This window comes from Stenotrophomonas sp. YJH_SMC_4 (assembly GCF_059371575.1).
The window spans coordinates 21,524-39,303 of record NZ_JCAFUR010000005.1; the positions used below are offsets into that span (position 1 = coordinate 21,524).

Sequence of the window (17,780 nt, forward strand, 5' to 3'; positions counted from 1 at the left end):
GCGATTACTCCGTGTGATCGTGATGACGCGTGTATCCCTTTCCTGGGATTTCGATTCTGTTCAGCTGCCTTGCCTATGCGGTTTGGCGGCGTGGCGTCAACGTAACACACGCTTAACGTGCCTTGCGTAGTTCTGTAACGGTCGGTGACGGACGGTTGCGCGCTTGGTGAAAAGCCCCTTCTCCACAGGCATTTCTGCCCTTTTCCGGATTATCGGAAAGCAGGAAAAATGAATATTTGATAAATTCAACTGACATTAACAATCGATACGTCGCGGGCTTTCCCCATGCCGCATAGAAGTAAAAAAAAAGGCCCCGCCGAAGCGGGGCCTGGTCCAGACACGAAGTCCGGAAAACGACGGGATCAGAAGTTGTACTTGACCTGGGCCGAGATCTGGCGGCCGTAGACGCTGTAGAAGCCGTCATTGAACGGGGTCGATTCGTTGCCCGGGTAGTTGTAGCGCTGGCCTTCCGGCAGCTTGTTGAACACGTTGTTGACCATCAGCGACAGGACCAGATCGTCCTGTGCCTGGTAGTTCATGCTCAGGTTGTACGTGGTGTACGAACCCCACTTACCGGCCTTGGCACCGGAAGAGTGGACATAGCCGTAGCTGCGGCCGGTGTAGGCCAGGTAGTTCGGGGTGCTGCCGACGTAGTTGGCGTACACGGTGGTGGTGAACTTGGCGATGTTCCAGGCCACCGACAGATCGCCACGGACCTTGGCGAAGTTGTCGTAGTACCACATGTTGTACGGATCGCTCAGCAGGTCGAGCTTGGCGGCGCCCGGCATCGGCTGCACTTCACGCTTCAGCATGTTCGTGTAGTTGCCGGAGAACATCAGCGAGCCGAAGCGGCCGATATCCTGCTGGTACTTGGCCGCCACCGTCACCGCTTCCAGGTTCTGGCTGGCGACGTTGAGCTTCGGCGTGTACACCCGGGTCAGGTTGCCGCCGGCATCGCGCGACACCCAGTCGGTGACGTTCTGGCAGCTGGCCGAGGTGTTGTTCGGCAGGCCGTTGTGGCACTGGTACTCGGCCAGCAGCAGCTGGTCGGTGCTGAGGGTCTTGACCTCGTTCTTGATCTTCCAGTTGTAGTAGTCGGCCGACAGCGAGAAGTTGCTCACCGGGGCCCACACCACGCCTGCGCTCCACACGTCGGCGGTGATCGGCTTCAGGTCCGGATTGCCGGACTTTTCGCTGTACACCGAGGTGTTCTTGTAGAACGAGCAGGCCTCGTCACGCAGGCCGTAGCCCAGCTGGCTGCAGCGGTAGTAGTCATTCTGGCCGGACGAGTACGAGCCGCTCATGCCCTGGAAGGCATCGGACAGGGTCGGTGCACGGAAGGCGGTGCCGTACTTGCCGCGCAGCAGCAGGCTCTCGATCGGACGGAATTCCAGGCCGATGCTGTAAGTGGCCTTGTCGACGGTCTTGTCGGCGATCTTGAAAGCGTCATAACGGCCCGAGGCGCTGACGGTCAGCTTCTCCAGCAGCGGCATGCGCAGTTCGCTGGTGACCGCGTAGTTGCTGCGGTGGCCGGCGCCCGCGACGGCGGTGGTGCCCCACACGTTGCCGTCGACGAAGGCCTGGTCCGGCGAGTAGTCCCAACCTTCGCTGCCACCTTCCAGCACGACGGCCAGGCCGGCGTCACCGCCCGGCAGGCTGAACAGCGAGCCGTTGGTCACCTGCACGCGACCCAGGTTCTGCCAGGTCTTGCTGCGGTGGGTGCCGTAGCCGGTGAAGCTGGCGAACTGGTCCGGGGTGATCGGCGAGTAAAAGGCAGCGTAGTTCGGGTTGTAGATGCCGAACGTGGCGGTCGGGTCCTTCGGGTCGGTGTAGGTGCCCAGGCGCGGGCCCAGCACGGTCTGGCCGAAGAAGTCCTCGATCTTGTCCTTCCAGCGCACGAAGCGGTTCTGGTCCAGGCGGTACTCGCCACGGGTGAAGCTGGCGCTGTAATCCCAGTCGCCGACCATGCCCTTGCCGCCCAGGGTGACCTGGTAGGCGCGGCTCTCATCGGAATTCAGGATGTTGTTGTAGTCGCCTGCGCCGATCTCCTCCGGCGCGAAGGCGCGCTGCAGGTTCACGACCTTGCCTGCGCCCTGGTCGTAGAAGCCACCCATGACCGACTTCGTGCCCCACCAAAGGGCGCTGGAGCCGGAGGTGAACTCGGTCTTTTCCTTGCTGTACAGCACGTCGGCGAACAGCTGGAAGTTGTCGTTCACGTCGAAGGTCATCGACGAGTAGAACTGGCCGCTGTTCTTGCCGTTCTTCAGGGTCTTGTAGCCGGCGCTGTACACCGAACCGCAGGACTCGCCCGACGCGCGCTTGCCGACGACGGTGGTGCCGTCGTACAGGCCTGCCACGTTGGCGCAGCGGCTCGGGTCCATCATCAGCAGCTTGTTGTCTGCATTGGTGATGACGGCGAAGTCGTTCGACGGCACCTGCGCGGTGTAGCCGACCGGGTTGTTCTGCTTGGTGATGTCACGCTGGTAGCCCCAGATCGGGCTGCCGTTCTCGATCTGCACGTTGACCAGCGCGTGGAAGCGGTCGTCGAACGCGTTGAAGCCCTTGGCTGCGCTGAAGCGGATATTGCTGCCGCCGCCTTCGGTGTAGGTGCCGCCACGGACGGTCATCGTACCGCCGTCCATGCGCTCCTTCAGGATGATGTTGACCACACCGGCGATCGCGTCCGAGCCGTACAGCGAGGACTGGCCACCGGGCAGCACTTCGATGCGCTCGACGATGTCGATCGGAATGCCGCTGATGTTGTTGAAGGTGTCGCTACCGTTGTACAGCGCCGGATACGAGAGCATCGGGCGGCCGTTGATCAGGTACTTGGTGTAACCCGGGTTCAGGCCGAACATGCCGGCTGCTTCAGCGCCCTGGGTGAACGAACCCGAGGTCTGGCCACCCTGCAGGCCGCCGGTGGTCAGCGAGGACTGCTGCAGCACTTCAGCAACGCTGCTGAAGCCGCGGGTCTGGATGTCTTCGGCGGTGATGGACATCACCGGGGTCTGGGTTTCAACCTGGGTCTGCGGGATCAGCGAACCGGTGACGGTGATCTTGTCCAGGTTGGTCGCCTTGTCCTGGGCCATTGCCGGGGCGGCGGCCATCAGGGCGGAAATCAGGGCGACGGCGAGCGTGTTGCGACGTGCGGTGTTGCTTGCGTATTTCATGTAGTTCCAATAGAGAGCAAAAACAAAAATCGGCACTGCGCATGCGCCATCGTGCGCGCTGGAAACCAGCTCCGCAGCCCAAAACAGTGCTTCAGGAACGTAACATGAACTTAACAATCTGTGCACGAATCTGTAGCAATCCTGAATTTCAGTCAGGCTACGTCCAGCTTGTATGATGTTGGGTTATTCCCCCTGATACAGCTGGTGCCCGTTGTGAACAGTTCCCCCCGCCGCCCCCATGCCAGCCAGGTCCAGAAGGGACTGACGCCACATGCCCGCATCCGCAATGTCATCGCGGTCGGCTCCGGCAAGGGCGGCGTGGGCAAGTCGACCACCGCGGTCAATCTGGCCGTGGCGCTGCAGCAGCTGGGCGCACGTGTCGGCGTGCTGGACGCGGACATCTACGGCCCCAGCGTGCCCGCCATGCTGGGCTTGTCCGGGCGGCCGGAAAGTCCCGACAACAAGAGCATCGAGCCCCTGCGCGCGTTCGGCGTGGACACGATGTCGATCGGTTACCTGATCGAAGAGGACACGCCGATGATCTGGCGCGGTCCGATGGCCACCTCGGCAATGACCCAGCTGTTCAACGACACGCTGTGGGATGACCTGGATTTCCTGCTGATCGACCTGCCGCCGGGCACCGGCGACATCCAGCTGACCCTGACCCAGAAGATTCCGCTGGCCGGTGCGGTGATCGTCACCACGCCGCAGGACATCGCCACGCTGGATGCGAAGAAGGCGCTGAAGATGTTCGAGAAGGTCGAGGTGCCGGTGCTGGGCATTGTCGAGAACATGGCCGTGCACACCTGCAGCAACTGCGGGCATGTCGAGCATCTGTTCGGCGAGGGCGGTGGCGAGCGCATGGCCGCGCAGTACGGCGTGCCGCTGCTGGGATCGCTGCCGCTGCAGATCGGCATCCGCGAGCAGGGCGATAGCGGTACCCCGATCACCGTGGCGCAGCCCGATTCGGTGCCGGCGCAGGCCTACCGCCATGCCGCGCAGCGCCTGATCGAGGAAGTGGGCAAGCGCCCGCGGGCGTCGATTCCGATCCTGTCGTCGCTGCTGTAAGCACCTCGGCCGGGGCCGTCGGCGATGCCCGGCCCCCTGCTAGAATCCTCGCGCCCCTCGTATCCCCCAGGACAAAGCATGAGCATCAAGAGTGACCGTTGGATCCGCCGCATGTCCGAGCAGCACGGCATGATCGAGCCGTTCGAGGCAGGGCAGGTCAAGCAGGCCAACGGCGAGCGCATCGTCAGCTACGGCACGTCCAGCTATGGCTACGACGTGCGCTGCTCGCGCGAGTTCAAGGTGTTCACCAACATCAACTCGACCATCGTCGATCCCAAGCATTTCGACTCGGGCAGCTTCGTCGACATCACCGCCGACGAGTGCATCATTCCGCCGAACAGCTTCGCCCTGGCGCGTACCGTCGAGTACTTCCGCATCCCCCGCGACACCCTGGTGGTGTGCCTGGGCAAGAGCACCTATGCGCGCTGCGGCATCATCGTCAACGTGACGCCGCTGGAGCCGGAATGGGAAGGCCACGTCACCCTGGAATTCAGCAACACCACGCCGCTGCCGGCGCGCATCTACGCCAACGAAGGCGTTGCACAGATGCTGTTCTTCCAGGCCGCGGCCGATGATATCTGCGAGACGTCGTACCGCGATCGTGGCGGCAAGTACCAGGGCCAGACCGGTGTGACCCTGCCGCGGACCTGAAGATTGCAGGCGGTTTGTGGAGCCGAGCCATGCTCGGCTTCAAGGCGGGGCAGCCGAGCATGGCTCGGCTCTGCATGAACGAGGGCGGCGCAATGCGCCGCCTTCGTTACTTTCCGCGCCCGAACAGCATCGCGATCCCGACACCCACCAGCGCCACCGGCCACCAGGTCAGCAGCAGCTTTGACAGGTTCAGGTGCGTCCAGCCGAGGTTGCTGGCGAGCATGAACAGGCCGATCAGGATCAGCAGGATGGCGGCAACGAGGTTGAATCGCATCGGGTCGGCGAAGGCTCAGGTGTGGGCCGGATATCCTAGCCGTTCCTTCCAGTAGGCGACATGCTGGTCCAGTGCGGCCGCTTCGTAGCGGTGCGCGGGACCGCTGCCCCAGACCGGGCCCGGCCAGGCCGGATCACCGTCATGGCGGCCGATCACGTGGAAGTGCAGCTGGCGCACGATGTTGCCCAACGCGCCGATGTTGATCTTCTCCACCCCGTCGGCGCCCTTCAGGGCCTTGCAGGCGCGGTTGAGCTCGGTGCGCAGCTTGTCCTGCTGCTCGCCGTCCAGCTCGATCCACTCGGTGACCCCGGCCAGGCGCGGTACCAGTACCAGCCACGGGAATCGTTCGTCGTTCATCAGCCGCACTTGCGACAACGGTCCTTCGGCCACCAGCACGCTATCGGTGGCCAGGCGTGAATCGAGTTCGAATTCGCTCATCCAAGATGCTCCGAGAAGAAGTCCAGGGTGCGTTGCAGCGCCAGGGCGGCGCTGTCTGGATCATACGCATGTCCGACCTCCCGGTTGAAGGCGTGGTCGGCCGGATAGACGAAGGTGGCCATCTGCGGCAGCTTCTCGCGATGGGCCTGGACCGCTTCCGGCGGGATGCTGCGGTCCTGGGCGCCGAAGTGGAAGATCACCGGCGCCTTCGGCGTCTCATCGAGGAACTGGACGTTGCGCGCGCCGTAGTAGCTGACAGAGGGCAGGCCCAGGCGCACTGCGGACAGCATCGCTACCGTACCGCCCCAGCAGTAGCCGACGGTGCCGACCTTGCCGTAGGGGGCCAGCCGGGTGGCCGCCGCGCGGACCACTTCCAGCGCCTTCTCCATGCCCAGCGCGCTGACCCGTTCCAAGCCCTGCTTCACGCCGTCGGCGTCGTAGGGCAGGGCATCCGAGTCGGCATCGGGGCCATCGACCAGGTCAAAGAACGACGGTGCCAGCACCGCATAGCCCTCGGCGGCGAAGCGTTCGGCCACGCCGCGGATGTGCGGGTTGGCGCCGAAGATTTCCTGCACCACCACCAGCCCGCCTCGCGCGGTGCCCTCGGGGAGTGCCTGCCAGGCCCGTACCGCGCCGTGGTGCGTATCCAGGGTGATCCACTCGGCCATCGTCATCTACTCTCGTTGCAGGGACAGGACTGCATTGTCGGTGCTGCGCGGGTTAGCGCGGTGTCAGCGGCTGTGCGCGATCGGGCGGCTGGCCATTCAGAGCCCGGCCGCCAACCCCGGTATACTTGCGCCCTTTCAGGCCCCGGCCCCCAGGACCCCCTGCCATGCCGGCAGGGGCCCAGGCCCCCAGAGTCCCGCGATTCCATGTCCCAGCTGAACCCCAAAGTCGGCTTCGTCAGCCTTGGCTGCCCGAAGGCCCTTGTCGATTCCGAGCGCATCCTCACCCAGCTCCGCTCGGAAGGTTACGACATCGTCCCGTCCTACGATTCGGCCGATGTGGTGGTGGTCAACACCTGCGGCTTCATCGATTCGGCGGTGACCGAGTCGCTGGACGCGATTGGCGAGGCGATGAACCAGAACGGCAAGGTCATCGTCACCGGCTGCCTGGGCAAGCGCCCGGAGCAGATCCGCGAGGCGTATCCGAACGTGCTGGCGGTGTCCGGCCCGCAGGACTACCACAGCGTGATGGAAGCGGTGCATGAAGCACTGCCGCCCAAGCACGATCCGTTCGTGGACCTGGTGCCTGACTACGGCATCAAGCTGACCCCGCGCCACTATGCCTACCTGAAGATTTCCGAAGGCTGCAACCACAAGTGCAGCTTCTGCATCATCCCGTCGATGCGCGGCAAGCTGGTCTCGCGCCCGGTCGACGAGGTGCTGCGTGAGGCCGAGCGCCTGGTGCGTGGTGGCGTGCGCGAGCTGCTGGTGGTGTCGCAGGACACCTCGGCCTATGGCGTGGACGTGAAGTACGCCGAGAAGATGTGGCGCAACAAGGCCTACCAGACCCGCCTGAAGGCACTGTGCGAAGGTCTGTCCGAGCTGGATGCGTGGGTTCGCATGCACTACGTCTACCCGTACCCGCACGTGGACGAGGTGGTGCCGCTGATGGCCGAGAACCGCATCCTGCCGTACCTGGACATTCCGTTCCAGCATGCCAGCCCGCGCATCCTGCGCCTGATGAAGCGTCCGGGTGCGGTCGAGAAGACCCTGGAGCGTGTGCAGAACTGGCGCCGCATCGCGCCGGACATCACCGTGCGTTCGACTTTCATCGTCGGCTTCCCGGGCGAGACCGAGGCCGAGTTCGAAGAACTGCTGTCGTTCCTGGACGAGGCACAGCTGGATCGCGTCGGTGCGTTTGCCTACTCACCGGTCGAAGGTGCCACCGCCAACGACCTGCCCGATGCGGTGCCGGAAGAAGTGAAGCAGGAACGCCTGGCCCGTTTCATGGAGAAGCAGGCGCAGATTTCCGCCGCGCGCCTGGAAGCCAAGATCGGTACCGTGCAGCAGTGCCTGGTCGATGCCATCGAAGGTGATATCGCCGTGGCCCGTTCCAAGGCCGATGCGCCGGAGATCGACGGCCTGGTGCATATCCAGAACGCCGACCAGGTGCCGCTGCGCGTGGGTGAGTTCGTCGACGTGGAAATCACCGAGAGCGATGAGCACGACCTGTACGGTGATGCGCTGCCGGCCGCTACCCGCCCGGTATTCGATCTCAAGATGCTGTGACCGCGGCGACGACCGCCGCCGGTGACGGCAGCGGTGTCCGCCGCTTCGTGCCGCCGCCGCGTGCGGCGGTCGATCCGCAGGTGTTCGCGCACCCGGTGTTTGCCGGGTTGCGCGACGTCCATGACCTGCTGGTCAGCCCTGAGTGGCCGTCCATTGCAGCGCTCGAGGCACGCCTCACGCTGCCCGGCAAGCACCTGGTCGAGCAGGATGCCGCGCTGCTGGCCGACGGCCTGCACTACGAAGCCCGCATCGCACAGGGGCGCATCGCCACCCGCGCCGACAACTGGCATGACCTGTTCAATGCACTGGTGTGGGCCCGTTACCCGCAGCTCAAGCAGGTGCTCAATGTGCAGCAGTGCAGGCATATCGCATCCATGCCGCCGGGCCAGCGCAATCGCGCGCAGGCCGCGCTGACCCAGTTCGACGAAACCGGTGTGATCGTGCGTGTGCGCGATGAGGACGTGTTGGCCGCATGGGACGTGCATGATTGGCCGGCGTTGTTCGAGCCTGCGCGCTGGCAGAGTGGTGACATCGCTATCGCTGCGATATTCGGGCACGCGTTGATGGAGCAGGCGCTGCTACCGGGGCGCCTGCTGGTCGGCAAGTGCGTGGTGGTGCACGGTGAAGTCGATGATGCCTGCGTTGACGCAGTGACCGCGGCCATCGCCGAGGGCAGGGCAGTGACCGATCCCCTGCAGTTGCGTCCGCTGCCGCTGGCGGGAATCCCGGGCTGGCACCAGGGACAGGATGCCGCCTTCTATGCAGATGCCGCGTACTTCCGCCCGCTGCGTGCCGGCCGCCAGTACCCGCCGCCGTTGCACAGGGCTATGTAGAGTCGACTGTCAGTCGACTGCTCTTCGTTCCGAGGCCGTGAACGCCCGACAGATGGCTTCGACGAGTCATCAACCGCGATGAGGAGCGCGGTGCGTTCACCGTCCGGCTGCGGAGGTTTGTGCCGCGCTTGGCGCGGTAGTCGACTGACAGTCGACGCTACAGCGGTTCGTATTCCACGCTGATCACCGCGAAGTTGAACTGGCCGCCGGGCAGTTCCACCGAAAATTCATCATCCAGCCGCTTCTTCAGCAGCGCACGCGCCAGGGGGGAATCGATGCTGATCCAACCCAGCCCAGCATCGGTCTCATCCGGCCCGACAATGCGATAGCGGCTGGTCTCACCGCTGTCCACGTTCTCCAGTTCCACCCATGCGCCGAAGAACACCGCCAGCGGATCGGTCGGCGTGGTATCAACCACGCGTAGCGATTCCAACCGCTTGGTCAGGTAGCGCACACGACGGTCGATCTCGCCCAGCTGCTTCTTGCGATAGGTGTACTCGGCGTTTTCCGAACGGTCGCCTTCCGCAGCGGCCGCGGCCAGTGCCTTCACCACCTCGGGGCGGCGCACACGCCATAGGTCATCCAGCTCGGCCTTCAGCCGGGCATGGCCGGAGGCGGTGATCAGGGCGGTACTCTTTTCTGCAGGGGGACGCCAACGCGACATGTGGTGCGATTTCTTTTCAGGGGGACGATGGGGTCGGATCCTTTCCGCAGGAAAGGGATCCGACCCCAGTAGTGGCGGATCAGCGCTTGCCGCCGAAAATGCCACCCAGGATGCCACGCACGATCTGGTTGCCCAGCTTGGTGCCGACGGTGCGCGTGGTCTGCTTGGCCATGGTTTCGATCATGCCCTGGCGGCGCTTGGTGCCGAAGATCGCGTCCTTGATCGCTTGGCCGAAACCGCCTTCCTGCGCTTCGTCCTGCTCGCGGCTGCGCGCGGCCGGTGCCTGCGCCTGTTCGACGGTCTTCTGCGCACGCTGGGCCAGCAGTTCGGCGGCCGATTCGCGGTTGATCGCGGTGTCGTAGCGGCTGCCGACCGGGCTGCCGGCACGCACCTGGGCACGCTCGGCGTCGGTGATCGGCCCCATCCGGCAGCGCGGCGGCGCGATCATCGTCTGCTGCACCGGCATCGGCACACCCTTGTCCTGCAGCGTGGACACCAGCGCTTCGCCGGTACCGAGCTGGCTGAGCACCTTGGCCACGTCCAGCTTCGGGTTCGGCACGAAGGTCTCGGCAGCAGTCTTCACTGCCTTCTGGTCGCGCGGGGTGAATGCACGCAGCGCATGCTGCACGCGGTTGCCGAGCTGGCCGAGGATGTTGCCCGGCACGTCATCAGGGAACTGCGAGCAGAAGTACACGCCCACGCCCTTGGAGCGGATCAGGCGCACCACCTGCTCGATGCGCTGCACCAGCGACGGCGGTGCATCGTCGAACAGCAGGTGCGCTTCGTCGAAGATGAAGACCAGCTTCGGCTTGTCCAGGTCGCCCACCTCCGGCAGCTGCTCGAACAGCTCCGACAGCAGCCACAACAGGAAGGTGGAATACAGCTTCGGCTTGAGCACCAGCTGGTCGGCGGCAAGGATGCCGATCATGCCGCGGCCGTCGTGATTGACCCGCATGATGTCGGCCAGTTCCAGGGCCGGCTCACCGAAGAAGTTCTCGCCGCCATCCTGCGCCAGGCGCAGCACCGACCGCTGGATCGCAGCGATGGACTGCGCGCTGACCAGGCCGTACTCGGTGGAGATGTCCTTGCGCTCCTCGGCCACCAGGCCGAGCAGCGCGCGCAGGTCATCCATGTCCAGCAGCAGCAGGCCACGGTCGTCGGCCAGCTTGAACACGATGTCGAGCACGCCGGACTGGGTGTCGTTCAACTCGAGGATGCGCGCCAGCAGGGTCGGGCCCATCTCGCTGACCGTGGTGCGCACCGGGTGACCCAGCTTGCCGTACAGGTCCCAGAAAATGGTCGGGCTGGCGGCCGGTGCGTAGTCGGCCACGCCGATCTCGGCGGCGCGCTTGAGCAGGTTCTCGGCGCCGGTGCCGGGCACCGCCAGGCCGGACACATCGCCCTTCACATCGGCCAGGAACACCGGCACGCCCAGCCGCGAGAAGCCCTCGGCCAGGGTCATCAGGGTCACGGTCTTGCCGGTACCGGTGGCGCCGGCCACCAGGCCGTGGCGGTTGCCGAGTTTCGGCAGCAGGGTGACGGCCACATCGTCGGTGATGCCTTTGCCGAGCAGAATCGGATCCATGGTCCAGCCCTTGTGGTGAATAGCCCAATGTTAACCGCCGGCGGTGACGGTCCGAAGGTCGGCTTGCCCGGACCTTGGCGGCGCCGCTACTCTGCCTGCCTGTTTCGCACACAGTGCCATCAATGCCCGTTCCTGTCCTGATTTCCCGCGGTTGGCCGCTGCTGGCCCTGGCCGGCCTGGTTTCCCTGGCGCCCGACGCCCATGCGCAGCGGGTTTCGGCCCGGGACAAGGTGAAGGTGGATGCGCTGCAGCAGCGCATGACCGTCGCCGAGAAGCGTTACAGCGATGCGCTGCTGCTGGTCGCCAATGCCGACCCCAAGGGCAGCAACGAAGCCGACGCCGCGCTGGAGGACATGGAAGATGTCCTCAACGACTGCGTGAAGCAGAAGGGCTGCCAGATGGGCACCCTGCTGGCCAGCTACAAGCGCCTGCTCAAGCACGACGCCGACGCGGCCGCCAGCGATGACGTGGCCGACGAGGGCGGTGATCGCCTGGAAGCCGACCCCGACCACATCGGCCCGCTTACCGCCGACGTACCGGAGGCCGCGCGCGCTGCCGCGCTGCTGAACGACAAGCGGCACGCCTTCGACAGCATGGTCGAATACAACCCGGCGGTGCAGGCCGGCATCCGCCGCTGGCTGACCGACATGCGCCCGGCGTTGCTGACCAGCTACGAGAACTACCAGAACCTGCGTGCGGTGATGTGGCCGGAGTGGGAGAAGCGTGGCCTGCCCGAAGCGCTGCTGTTCGGCATCATGGCCAAGGAATCCAACGGCCGCGTGCATGCCTCCTCGCGCGCCGGCGCGGCGGGCCTGATGCAGTTCATGCCGGCCACCGGCCGCCGCTTCGGCCTCGGCCCGGACGGCACCGGCTTCGACACCCGCTTTGACGCGCGCAGCGCCGCCGAAGCCAGCGCCAGCTACCTCAACGAACGCCTGCGCGAACTGAACAACAACGTGGAAATGTCGGTGGCCGCCTACAATGGTGGCGAAGGCCGCGCCGCGCGCGTGTTCAAGCAGAGCGCCGGGCAGAGCTTCTGGACCGACAGCGTCTACAACCAGTTCCCCGGCGAGACCAAGGACTACGTGCCGATGGTGATCGCCGCGGCCTGGATCTTCCTGCACCCGCAGCAGTACGGCGTGGAGTTCCCGAAGATCAGCGCGCAGCCGGCCACGCTGCGCCTGGCCAAGTCGACCACCATCTACGAACTGACCATCTGCCTGGGCAGCCACGGCACCCGCGATGGCTACATGCGCGCGCTGCGCAACCTCAACCCGCGCTATGAGGCCGATGGCTGGATCCCGGCCGGCACGCTGATCAATGCCACCACCCGCATCGCCGGCCTGTACCAGCGCAACTGCGTCAGTGGCCCGCGTGCCGACCTGGCCCGCACGCTGATCACCGCCGATCTGAACGCAGCAATCAAGCGCCCGGCCGCGACCAGCTACACCGGAAGCGTGGCCGTGGGCGGCGTGGTGCCGGTGGCCGATGCGGCCGCGTCCACCAGCGTGCCGACCACGCCGGTTGCTCCGGTGGTCACGCCGCGCCCGGCGGCGCGCCCGAAGCCGGTGCGCAGCCACAAGGTGGGCCGGGGTGAAACCCTGGGCGCCATCGCGGCCAAGTTCCAGTGCGACGTGCCCACCCTGGCCCGCGCCAATGGCCTGAAGGCCCCGGCCTACAGCCTGCGCCACGGCCAGACGCTGAAGCTGCAGGGCTGCGACAAGTAATCCCCCCGACCCTGGAATCCGCATGGACCTCGAAGACACCCGCAACCTGTTCGCCAACCTCCGCGAAAACACCGACTGGGACATCACCGGCCCGTTGCTGTGGGGGTACTTCTTCGTGCACTCCACTGCCGAGCCGTTGCAGGCACTGGCGCAGCACCTGCAGGCGCAGGGTTACACCTTCGTGGAATTGTTCGAACAGGATCCGGAAGAGGGCGACGCGCCGTTCCACGTGCTGCATGTGGAGCGCGTGGAGATCCACGACGAAGCCTCGCTTGACCGCCGCAACCAGGAATTCGCAGCGCTGGCCGCGGAGAAGGGCGTGGAAGACTACGACGGCATGGACGTCGGTCCGGCCCCGTCCCTGCAGTAACGCGCGTACCGGTAGTGCCGGCCGCTGGCCGGCAATGCTCGACGCGTTGGATCAGCGGAGATGCCGGCCAGCGGCCGGCACTACCGAAGCCTCAGCGCAGCTTCGCCAGCGCCTGGCCCAGCTGCACCGGGCTTTCAGCGCCCAGCTGCGGGGCGAAGTCAGCCACGCCCGGCGGCAGCAGTACGATCACGGTGGAGCCGTAGTTGAAGCGCGCCATCTCGGCAAAGCGCTCCAGCCTGATGCCCTGGCCGCGGTAGTCCTTGCGGGTGATGCGGTCGCCATAGTGCGGAATCTCTTCGCCGCTCCACACGGTTTCCACCCCGGACACCAGCAGCGCACCGACCATCACGCTGACCATCGGCCCGAAGCTGGTGTCGAAGTGGCAGACCAGGCGCTCGTTGCGGGCGAACAGGCGCGGTACGCCGTTCACTGCCGCCGGACCAACGCTGAACAGGCGCCCCGGCACGTGCACGGTCTCACGCAGGGTTCCGGTCCACGGCATGTGCACGCGGTGGTAATCGCGCGGCGACAGGTACACCGTGGCGTAGAGGCCATCGTTATATGGCTTGGCGTCCTCGTCACTGCCCAGCAGTTCGGCAGCGGTGAATGACTGGCCCTTGGCCTGGAAGATGCGGCCGGCCTCGATCTTCCCCAGCTGGCTGATGCGGCCGTCGGCCGGCATCACCAGGCTGCGCGGATCGGCGTCAGCCACGCGCGCACCCGGCTTCAGCGCACGGGTGAAGAACTGGTTGAAGGTCGCATAGCTGCGCGGGTCCGGGTTGGCCGCTTCGTCCAGGTTGACGTTGAACTTGCGGGTGACCGTGTCGATCAGCCAGCGCGATACGCGCGGATCGTCCGAGTACGCCAGCGAACGCGCCATCGAGGACAGCAGGCGGTGTGGCAGGGCGTACGTCAGGGCGGTGGTGAGGCTCATGGGGCGGTTTTCTCGGTCAGCTTCTGCAGGTCGCGGGCAATGGCCGGCGCGTTGAACGGGGGGCGTACCAGGCCGGCAAGTCGGCCCTGCGGGTCGAGCACGGCCAGGCTGGCCGAATGCTCGACGGTGTAATCCTCGGGGTTCTCGTCGAAATGCTTGCCCGGCACCTTCTGGAACACGAAGCCCAACGAGGTGGCGAAGCGCTCCAGCGAGGGAACGTCAGCGGTGGCGGCCAGGGTGTCCTTGTGGAAACCGTGCACGTACTCGCCGAGGCGGGTGGCGCTGTCGCGGTCGGGGTCGACCGAGATGAACAGCACGCGTGGGCGCAGGCTGTCGGGCAGGGCTTCCCACTGGTTCTGCGCGCCGGCCAGCTCGGCCAGGGTGGTCGGGCAGACGTCCGGGCAGAAGGTGAAGCCCAGGAATACCAGGGTCCAGTGGCCCTTCAGTTCGCCCGGGATCAGGCGGGTGCCGTCGGACTGGGCCAGGTTGAAGTCGGGCAGTTCGCGCGGCTGCGGGTACAGCGTGATCGCTTCGGTGGCCGGGGCATTGGCCGGCGGCTTCGGCGCGAACAGCTGCTGGGCGGCCAGCAGGCCGAGACCCGCCGCCAGGGCGATCAGCAGGATGATGCCGGCGTTGCGATTGAACATGGGGGCTCCCGCGCGAAGTGGGCCCCATCATACCGGCTGTGGCCCGAATCGTTTCCGCCGCAACGGATGCCGCCACGGGCGCCAGCCCCTATAATCGGGGGCCACTTTGCCCGCAGTACCGCCATGACCGCTGAAACGGCCGCCGAACTCCACACGATCATCGATCTGATCCGCTACGGCACCAGCCGTTTCAACGAAGCCGGACTGACCTTCGGGCACAGCTACGACAACGCGCTGGACGAGGCCACCCAGCTGGTGCTGCACAGCCTGCACCTGCCGCATGACCTCGGCCCGGCCTATGGCCAGGCGCGCCTGCTGCAGGCCGAGAAGCTGCGCGTGCTGGAGCTGTTCCAGCGTCGCATCGACGAACGCATCCCGGCCGCCTACCTGACCGGTGAGGCCTGGTTCGCTGGCCTGAGCTTCAAGAGCGACAAGCGCGCCCTGGTGCCGCGCTCGCCGATCGCCGAACTGATCGAATGCGGCTTCGAGCCGTGGCTGGCCGGCCGCGATGTCAGCCGTGCGTTGGACCTGTGCACCGGTTCGGGCTGCATCGCCATTGCCATGGGCCACTACTACCCGAACTGGGAAGTGGACGGCGTCGACCTGAGCGACGATGCACTGTCGCTGGCCGAAGAAAACAAGGAGCGCCTGCAGGCGCACAACGTCACCCTGCTCAAGTCGGACCTGTTCAACGGCCTGACCGGCCGCCACTACGACCTGATCGTCACCAATCCGCCGTACGTCACCAACGACGAAACCGATGCCCTGCCGCAGGAATACTCCTACGAGCCGGAAATGGGCCTGCGTGCCGGCGACGACGGCCTGGACCTGGTGCTGAAGATCCTGCGCGACGCCCCGCTGCACCTGAGCGAGGACGGCCTGCTGATCTGCGAAGTGGGCGAATCCGAGCAGCACCTGATCAAGCTGCTGCCGGAAGTCGACTTCGCCTGGATCGAGTTCAAGGTCGGCCAGATGGGCATCTTCGCGGTCGAGTGCCGCGAGCTGATCGCCCACAGCGCGCGCATCACCGAACTGGCGGCGCAGCGCCCGTGAGCTCCAATTCGTTCGGCAAGCTGTTCACCGTCACCACGTTCGGTGAGTCGCACGGGCCGGCCATCGGCTGCGTGATCGATGGCTGCCCGCCGGGGCTGGCGCTGGACGCGGCCGAATTCGCCCATGACCTGCAGCGTCGCGCGACCGGCAAGAGCCGGCACACCTCGGCCCGCCGCGAGGCCGATGAGGTCGAGATCCTGTCCGGCGTGTACGAGGGCCTGACCACCGGCACCCCGATCGCGCTGCTGATCCGCAACACCGACCAGCGCAGCAAGGATTACGCGAACATCGGCCAGCAGTTCCGGCCAGGTCATGCCGACTACAGCTACTGGCACAAGTACGGCATCCGTGACCCGCGCGGTGGCGGTCGTTCCTCGGCGCGCGAGACCACCATGCGCGTGGCCGCCGGCGTGGTCGCCAAGAAGTGGCTGGCCGAACGCTTCGGCGTCACCGTGCGCGGTTACCTGTCGCAGCTGGGCGACATCACTCCGGCTGGTTTCGACTGGTCGGCGGTGGAAGACAATCCGTTCTTCTGGCCGCATGCCGCGCAGGTGCCCGAGCTGGAGGCGTACATGGATGCGCTGCGCAAGTCCGGTGATTCGGTCGGCGCGCGCGTGGACGTGGTCGCCGACAACGTGCCGCCGGGCTGGGGCGAGCCGATCTACGGCAAGCTCGATGGCGAACTGGCCGCCGCGCTGATGAGCATCAACGCGGTGAAGGGCGTTGAGATCGGTGACGGTTTCGCCAGCGCCGCACAGAAGGGCACCGAACACCGTGACCTGCTGACCCCGCAGGGCTTCGCCAGCAATCACGCCGGCGGCATCCTCGGTGGCATCTCCACCGGCCAGCCGGTGGTCGCCTCGATCGCCCTGAAGCCGACCTCCAGCCTGCGCCTGCCGGGCCCGTCGCTGGACACCGCCGGCAACGTGGTCGAGGTGGTCACCACCGGTCGCCACGATCCCTGCGTCGGCATCCGCGCCACCCCGATCGCCGAGGCGATGGTGGCGATGGTGCTGATGGACCAGGCGCTGCGCCATCGCGCGCAGTGCGGCGATGTCGGCACGATCACCCCGCGCATTCCCGGGCAGATCGATGGCTGACACGCGGCCGACCGTGTGGGTGAGCCAGCCGCTGATCGACGCGGCCATCGCGCCGCTGCGCGATCGCGTGCAGCTGCGCAGCACCGATGCGGTCACCGCCTGGTCGCCCGACCAGATCGCCGAACAGCTGGCCGGCGTCGACGGCGCGATCATCACCCTCAACGAGCGCATCGGTGCGGCCCAGGTGGCCGACGCCGCGCAGCTGCAGGTGATCGCCAATGTCGGCGTCGGCTACAACAACCTGGATGTCGATGCGCTCAGCGCAGCCGGCATCCTCGCCAGCAACACGCCGGACGTCCTGACCGAAACCACCGCCGATCTCGGTTTCGCCCTGTTGATGGCGACCGCGCGCCGGATCACCGAATCCGAGCGCTGGCTGCGCGAAGGCCAGTGGCAGCAATGGTCGTTCCAGACCATGCTTGGCGCAGACATCCATGGCAGCACGCTGGGCATCCTCGGCATGGGCCGCATCGGCCAGGGCATCGCCCGCCGCGGCGCGCATGGTTTCGGCATGAAGGTGCTGTACCACAACCGTTCGCGCCTTCCGGCCGAGACCGAGGCTGCGCTCGGCGCGACCTACGTGGACCTGGACACGCTGCTGGCGCAGTCCGACCACCTGGTCACCGTGCTGCCCTACACGCCGGCCTCGCATCACATCATCGATGCGGCTGCGCTGGCGAAGATGAGGCCCTCAGCCACCCTGGTGAACATCGCCCGCGGCGGCATCGTCGACGAACTGGCGTTGGCCGACGCGGTTGCCCGAGGCCGTCTGGCCGCTGCCGGCCTGGATGTCTACGAGGGTGAGCCGGCGGTGCGCCCCGAACTGCTGGCGCTGCGCAATGTCGTGCTCACGCCGCACATCGGCAGCGCCTCGCTGGCCACGCGCACGGCGATGGTACAGCTGGCCGTGGATAATCTGGTTGCCGGGCTCGGCCTGGACGGCGGCCCGTCGCGCATGCCGAGCGCGATCAACGCTGATGCGGCGATGGCCGCGCGCGTGACGCTGGGCAAAAAAACCGGGAAACGATAGGG

Annotated in this window: 17 protein-coding genes; 9 read left to right on the plus strand and 8 right to left on the minus strand. The window is 66.1% G+C overall.

All coding sequences use genetic code 11. The features are described from left to right. Positions 1–362: 362 nt before the first annotated feature. Complete coding sequence (locus tag AC5P9F_RS09835; protein WP_005410501.1) at positions 363–3,170, minus strand: TonB-dependent receptor plug domain-containing protein; 2,808 nt, start codon at positions 3,168–3,170, stop codon at positions 363–365. 213 nt (positions 3,171–3,383) lie between these two features. Between AC5P9F_RS09835 and apbC the strand changes: the two genes are divergently transcribed. Beyond that, positions 3,384–4,238, plus strand: a complete 855-nt coding sequence (apbC, locus tag AC5P9F_RS09840) for an iron-sulfur cluster carrier protein ApbC (protein ID WP_005414099.1) — start codon at positions 3,384–3,386, stop codon at positions 4,236–4,238. 78 nt (positions 4,239–4,316) lie between these two features. Then, on the plus strand, positions 4,317–4,889 hold the full coding sequence (gene dcd, locus AC5P9F_RS09845; protein ID WP_005410499.1) for a dCTP deaminase: 573 nt from the start codon (positions 4,317–4,319) through the stop codon (positions 4,887–4,889). 106 nt (positions 4,890–4,995) lie between these two features. Here dcd and AC5P9F_RS09850 read toward each other — a convergent pair whose 3' ends face one another. Genes AC5P9F_RS09850 through AC5P9F_RS09860 form a run of 3 tightly spaced genes read right to left on the minus strand, consistent with a single transcriptional unit; the run spans position 4,996 to position 6,269 of the window. After that, the gene (locus AC5P9F_RS09850) at positions 4,996–5,163 is read right to left on the minus strand and encodes a LiaI-LiaF-like domain-containing protein (protein WP_005410498.1); all 168 of its coding nucleotides are present in this window, start codon (positions 5,161–5,163) and stop codon (positions 4,996–4,998) included. Between the two features lie 15 nt (positions 5,164–5,178). Further along, positions 5,179–5,601: an HIT domain-containing protein gene (locus AC5P9F_RS09855; protein WP_005410497.1), complete on the minus strand. Its 423-nt coding sequence runs from the start codon at positions 5,599–5,601 to the stop codon at positions 5,179–5,181. Beyond that, positions 5,598–6,269, minus strand: a complete 672-nt coding sequence (locus AC5P9F_RS09860) for a dienelactone hydrolase family protein (RefSeq protein ID WP_274850229.1) — start codon at positions 6,267–6,269, stop codon at positions 5,598–5,600. The genes AC5P9F_RS09855 and AC5P9F_RS09860 overlap by 4 nt, the downstream gene beginning before the upstream one ends. Before the next feature lie 204 nt (positions 6,270–6,473). On the opposite strand from AC5P9F_RS09860, the gene rimO reads away from it, so the two are divergent. Both rimO and AC5P9F_RS09870 read left to right on the plus strand, forming a co-directional pair. Continuing rightward, entirely contained in the window at positions 6,474–7,835 is a 1,362-nt protein-coding gene (gene rimO, locus AC5P9F_RS09865; protein WP_076739738.1) for a 30S ribosomal protein S12 methylthiotransferase RimO, read from the plus strand. Continuing rightward, a complete protein-coding gene (locus tag AC5P9F_RS09870; protein ID WP_099484893.1) occupies positions 7,832–8,668 on the plus strand; it encodes a DUF3025 domain-containing protein in 837 nt (278 codons plus the stop codon). The genes rimO and AC5P9F_RS09870 overlap by 4 nt, the downstream gene beginning before the upstream one ends. 157 nt (positions 8,669–8,825) lie before the next feature. On the opposite strand, the gene greB is transcribed toward AC5P9F_RS09870, so the two are convergent. Continuing rightward, entirely contained in the window at positions 8,826–9,332 is a 507-nt protein-coding gene (greB, locus tag AC5P9F_RS09875; RefSeq protein WP_043034817.1) for a transcription elongation factor GreB, read from the minus strand. Between the two features lie 79 nt (positions 9,333–9,411). Further along, positions 9,412–10,917, minus strand: coding sequence for a helicase HerA-like domain-containing protein (locus AC5P9F_RS09880; RefSeq protein ID WP_012480897.1), 1,506 nt, complete (start codon positions 10,915–10,917; stop codon positions 9,412–9,414). Between the two features lie 122 nt (positions 10,918–11,039). Here AC5P9F_RS09880 and AC5P9F_RS09885 point away from each other — a divergent pair, with 122 nt between their 5' ends. Next, the gene (locus AC5P9F_RS09885; RefSeq protein WP_043034818.1) at positions 11,040–12,644 is read left to right on the plus strand and encodes a transglycosylase SLT domain-containing protein; all 1,605 of its coding nucleotides are present in this window, start codon (positions 11,040–11,042) and stop codon (positions 12,642–12,644) included. 22 nt (positions 12,645–12,666) lie between these two features. Then, the gene (locus AC5P9F_RS09890) at positions 12,667–13,014 is read left to right on the plus strand and encodes a ribonuclease E inhibitor RraB (RefSeq protein WP_005410490.1); all 348 of its coding nucleotides are present in this window, start codon (positions 12,667–12,669) and stop codon (positions 13,012–13,014) included. A gap of 91 nt (positions 13,015–13,105) precedes the next feature. Here AC5P9F_RS09890 and asd read toward each other — a convergent pair whose 3' ends face one another. Both asd and AC5P9F_RS09900 read right to left on the minus strand, forming a co-directional pair. Then, entirely contained in the window at positions 13,106–13,948 is an 843-nt protein-coding gene (gene asd / locus AC5P9F_RS09895) for an archaetidylserine decarboxylase (RefSeq protein ID WP_005410489.1), read from the minus strand. After that, complete coding sequence (locus AC5P9F_RS09900; protein ID WP_005410488.1) at positions 13,945–14,595, minus strand: SCO family protein; 651 nt, start codon at positions 14,593–14,595, stop codon at positions 13,945–13,947. The genes asd and AC5P9F_RS09900 overlap by 4 nt, the downstream gene beginning before the upstream one ends. 123 nt (positions 14,596–14,718) lie before the next feature. Here AC5P9F_RS09900 and prmB point away from each other — a divergent pair, with 123 nt between their 5' ends. Genes prmB through AC5P9F_RS09915 form a run of 3 tightly spaced genes read left to right on the plus strand, consistent with a single transcriptional unit; the run spans position 14,719 to position 17,778 of the window. After that, positions 14,719–15,648: a 50S ribosomal protein L3 N(5)-glutamine methyltransferase gene (prmB, locus tag AC5P9F_RS09905; RefSeq protein ID WP_005410487.1), complete on the plus strand. Its 930-nt coding sequence runs from the start codon at positions 14,719–14,721 to the stop codon at positions 15,646–15,648. Next, positions 15,645–16,748: a chorismate synthase gene (gene aroC / locus AC5P9F_RS09910; protein ID WP_005410486.1), complete on the plus strand. Its 1,104-nt coding sequence runs from the start codon at positions 15,645–15,647 to the stop codon at positions 16,746–16,748. Before prmB ends, aroC begins: the two co-directional genes overlap by 4 nt. After that, entirely contained in the window at positions 16,741–17,778 is a 1,038-nt protein-coding gene (locus AC5P9F_RS09915) for a 2-hydroxyacid dehydrogenase (protein ID WP_099484891.1), read from the plus strand. The genes aroC and AC5P9F_RS09915 overlap by 8 nt, the downstream gene beginning before the upstream one ends. Positions 17,779–17,780: the final 2 nt, after the last annotated feature.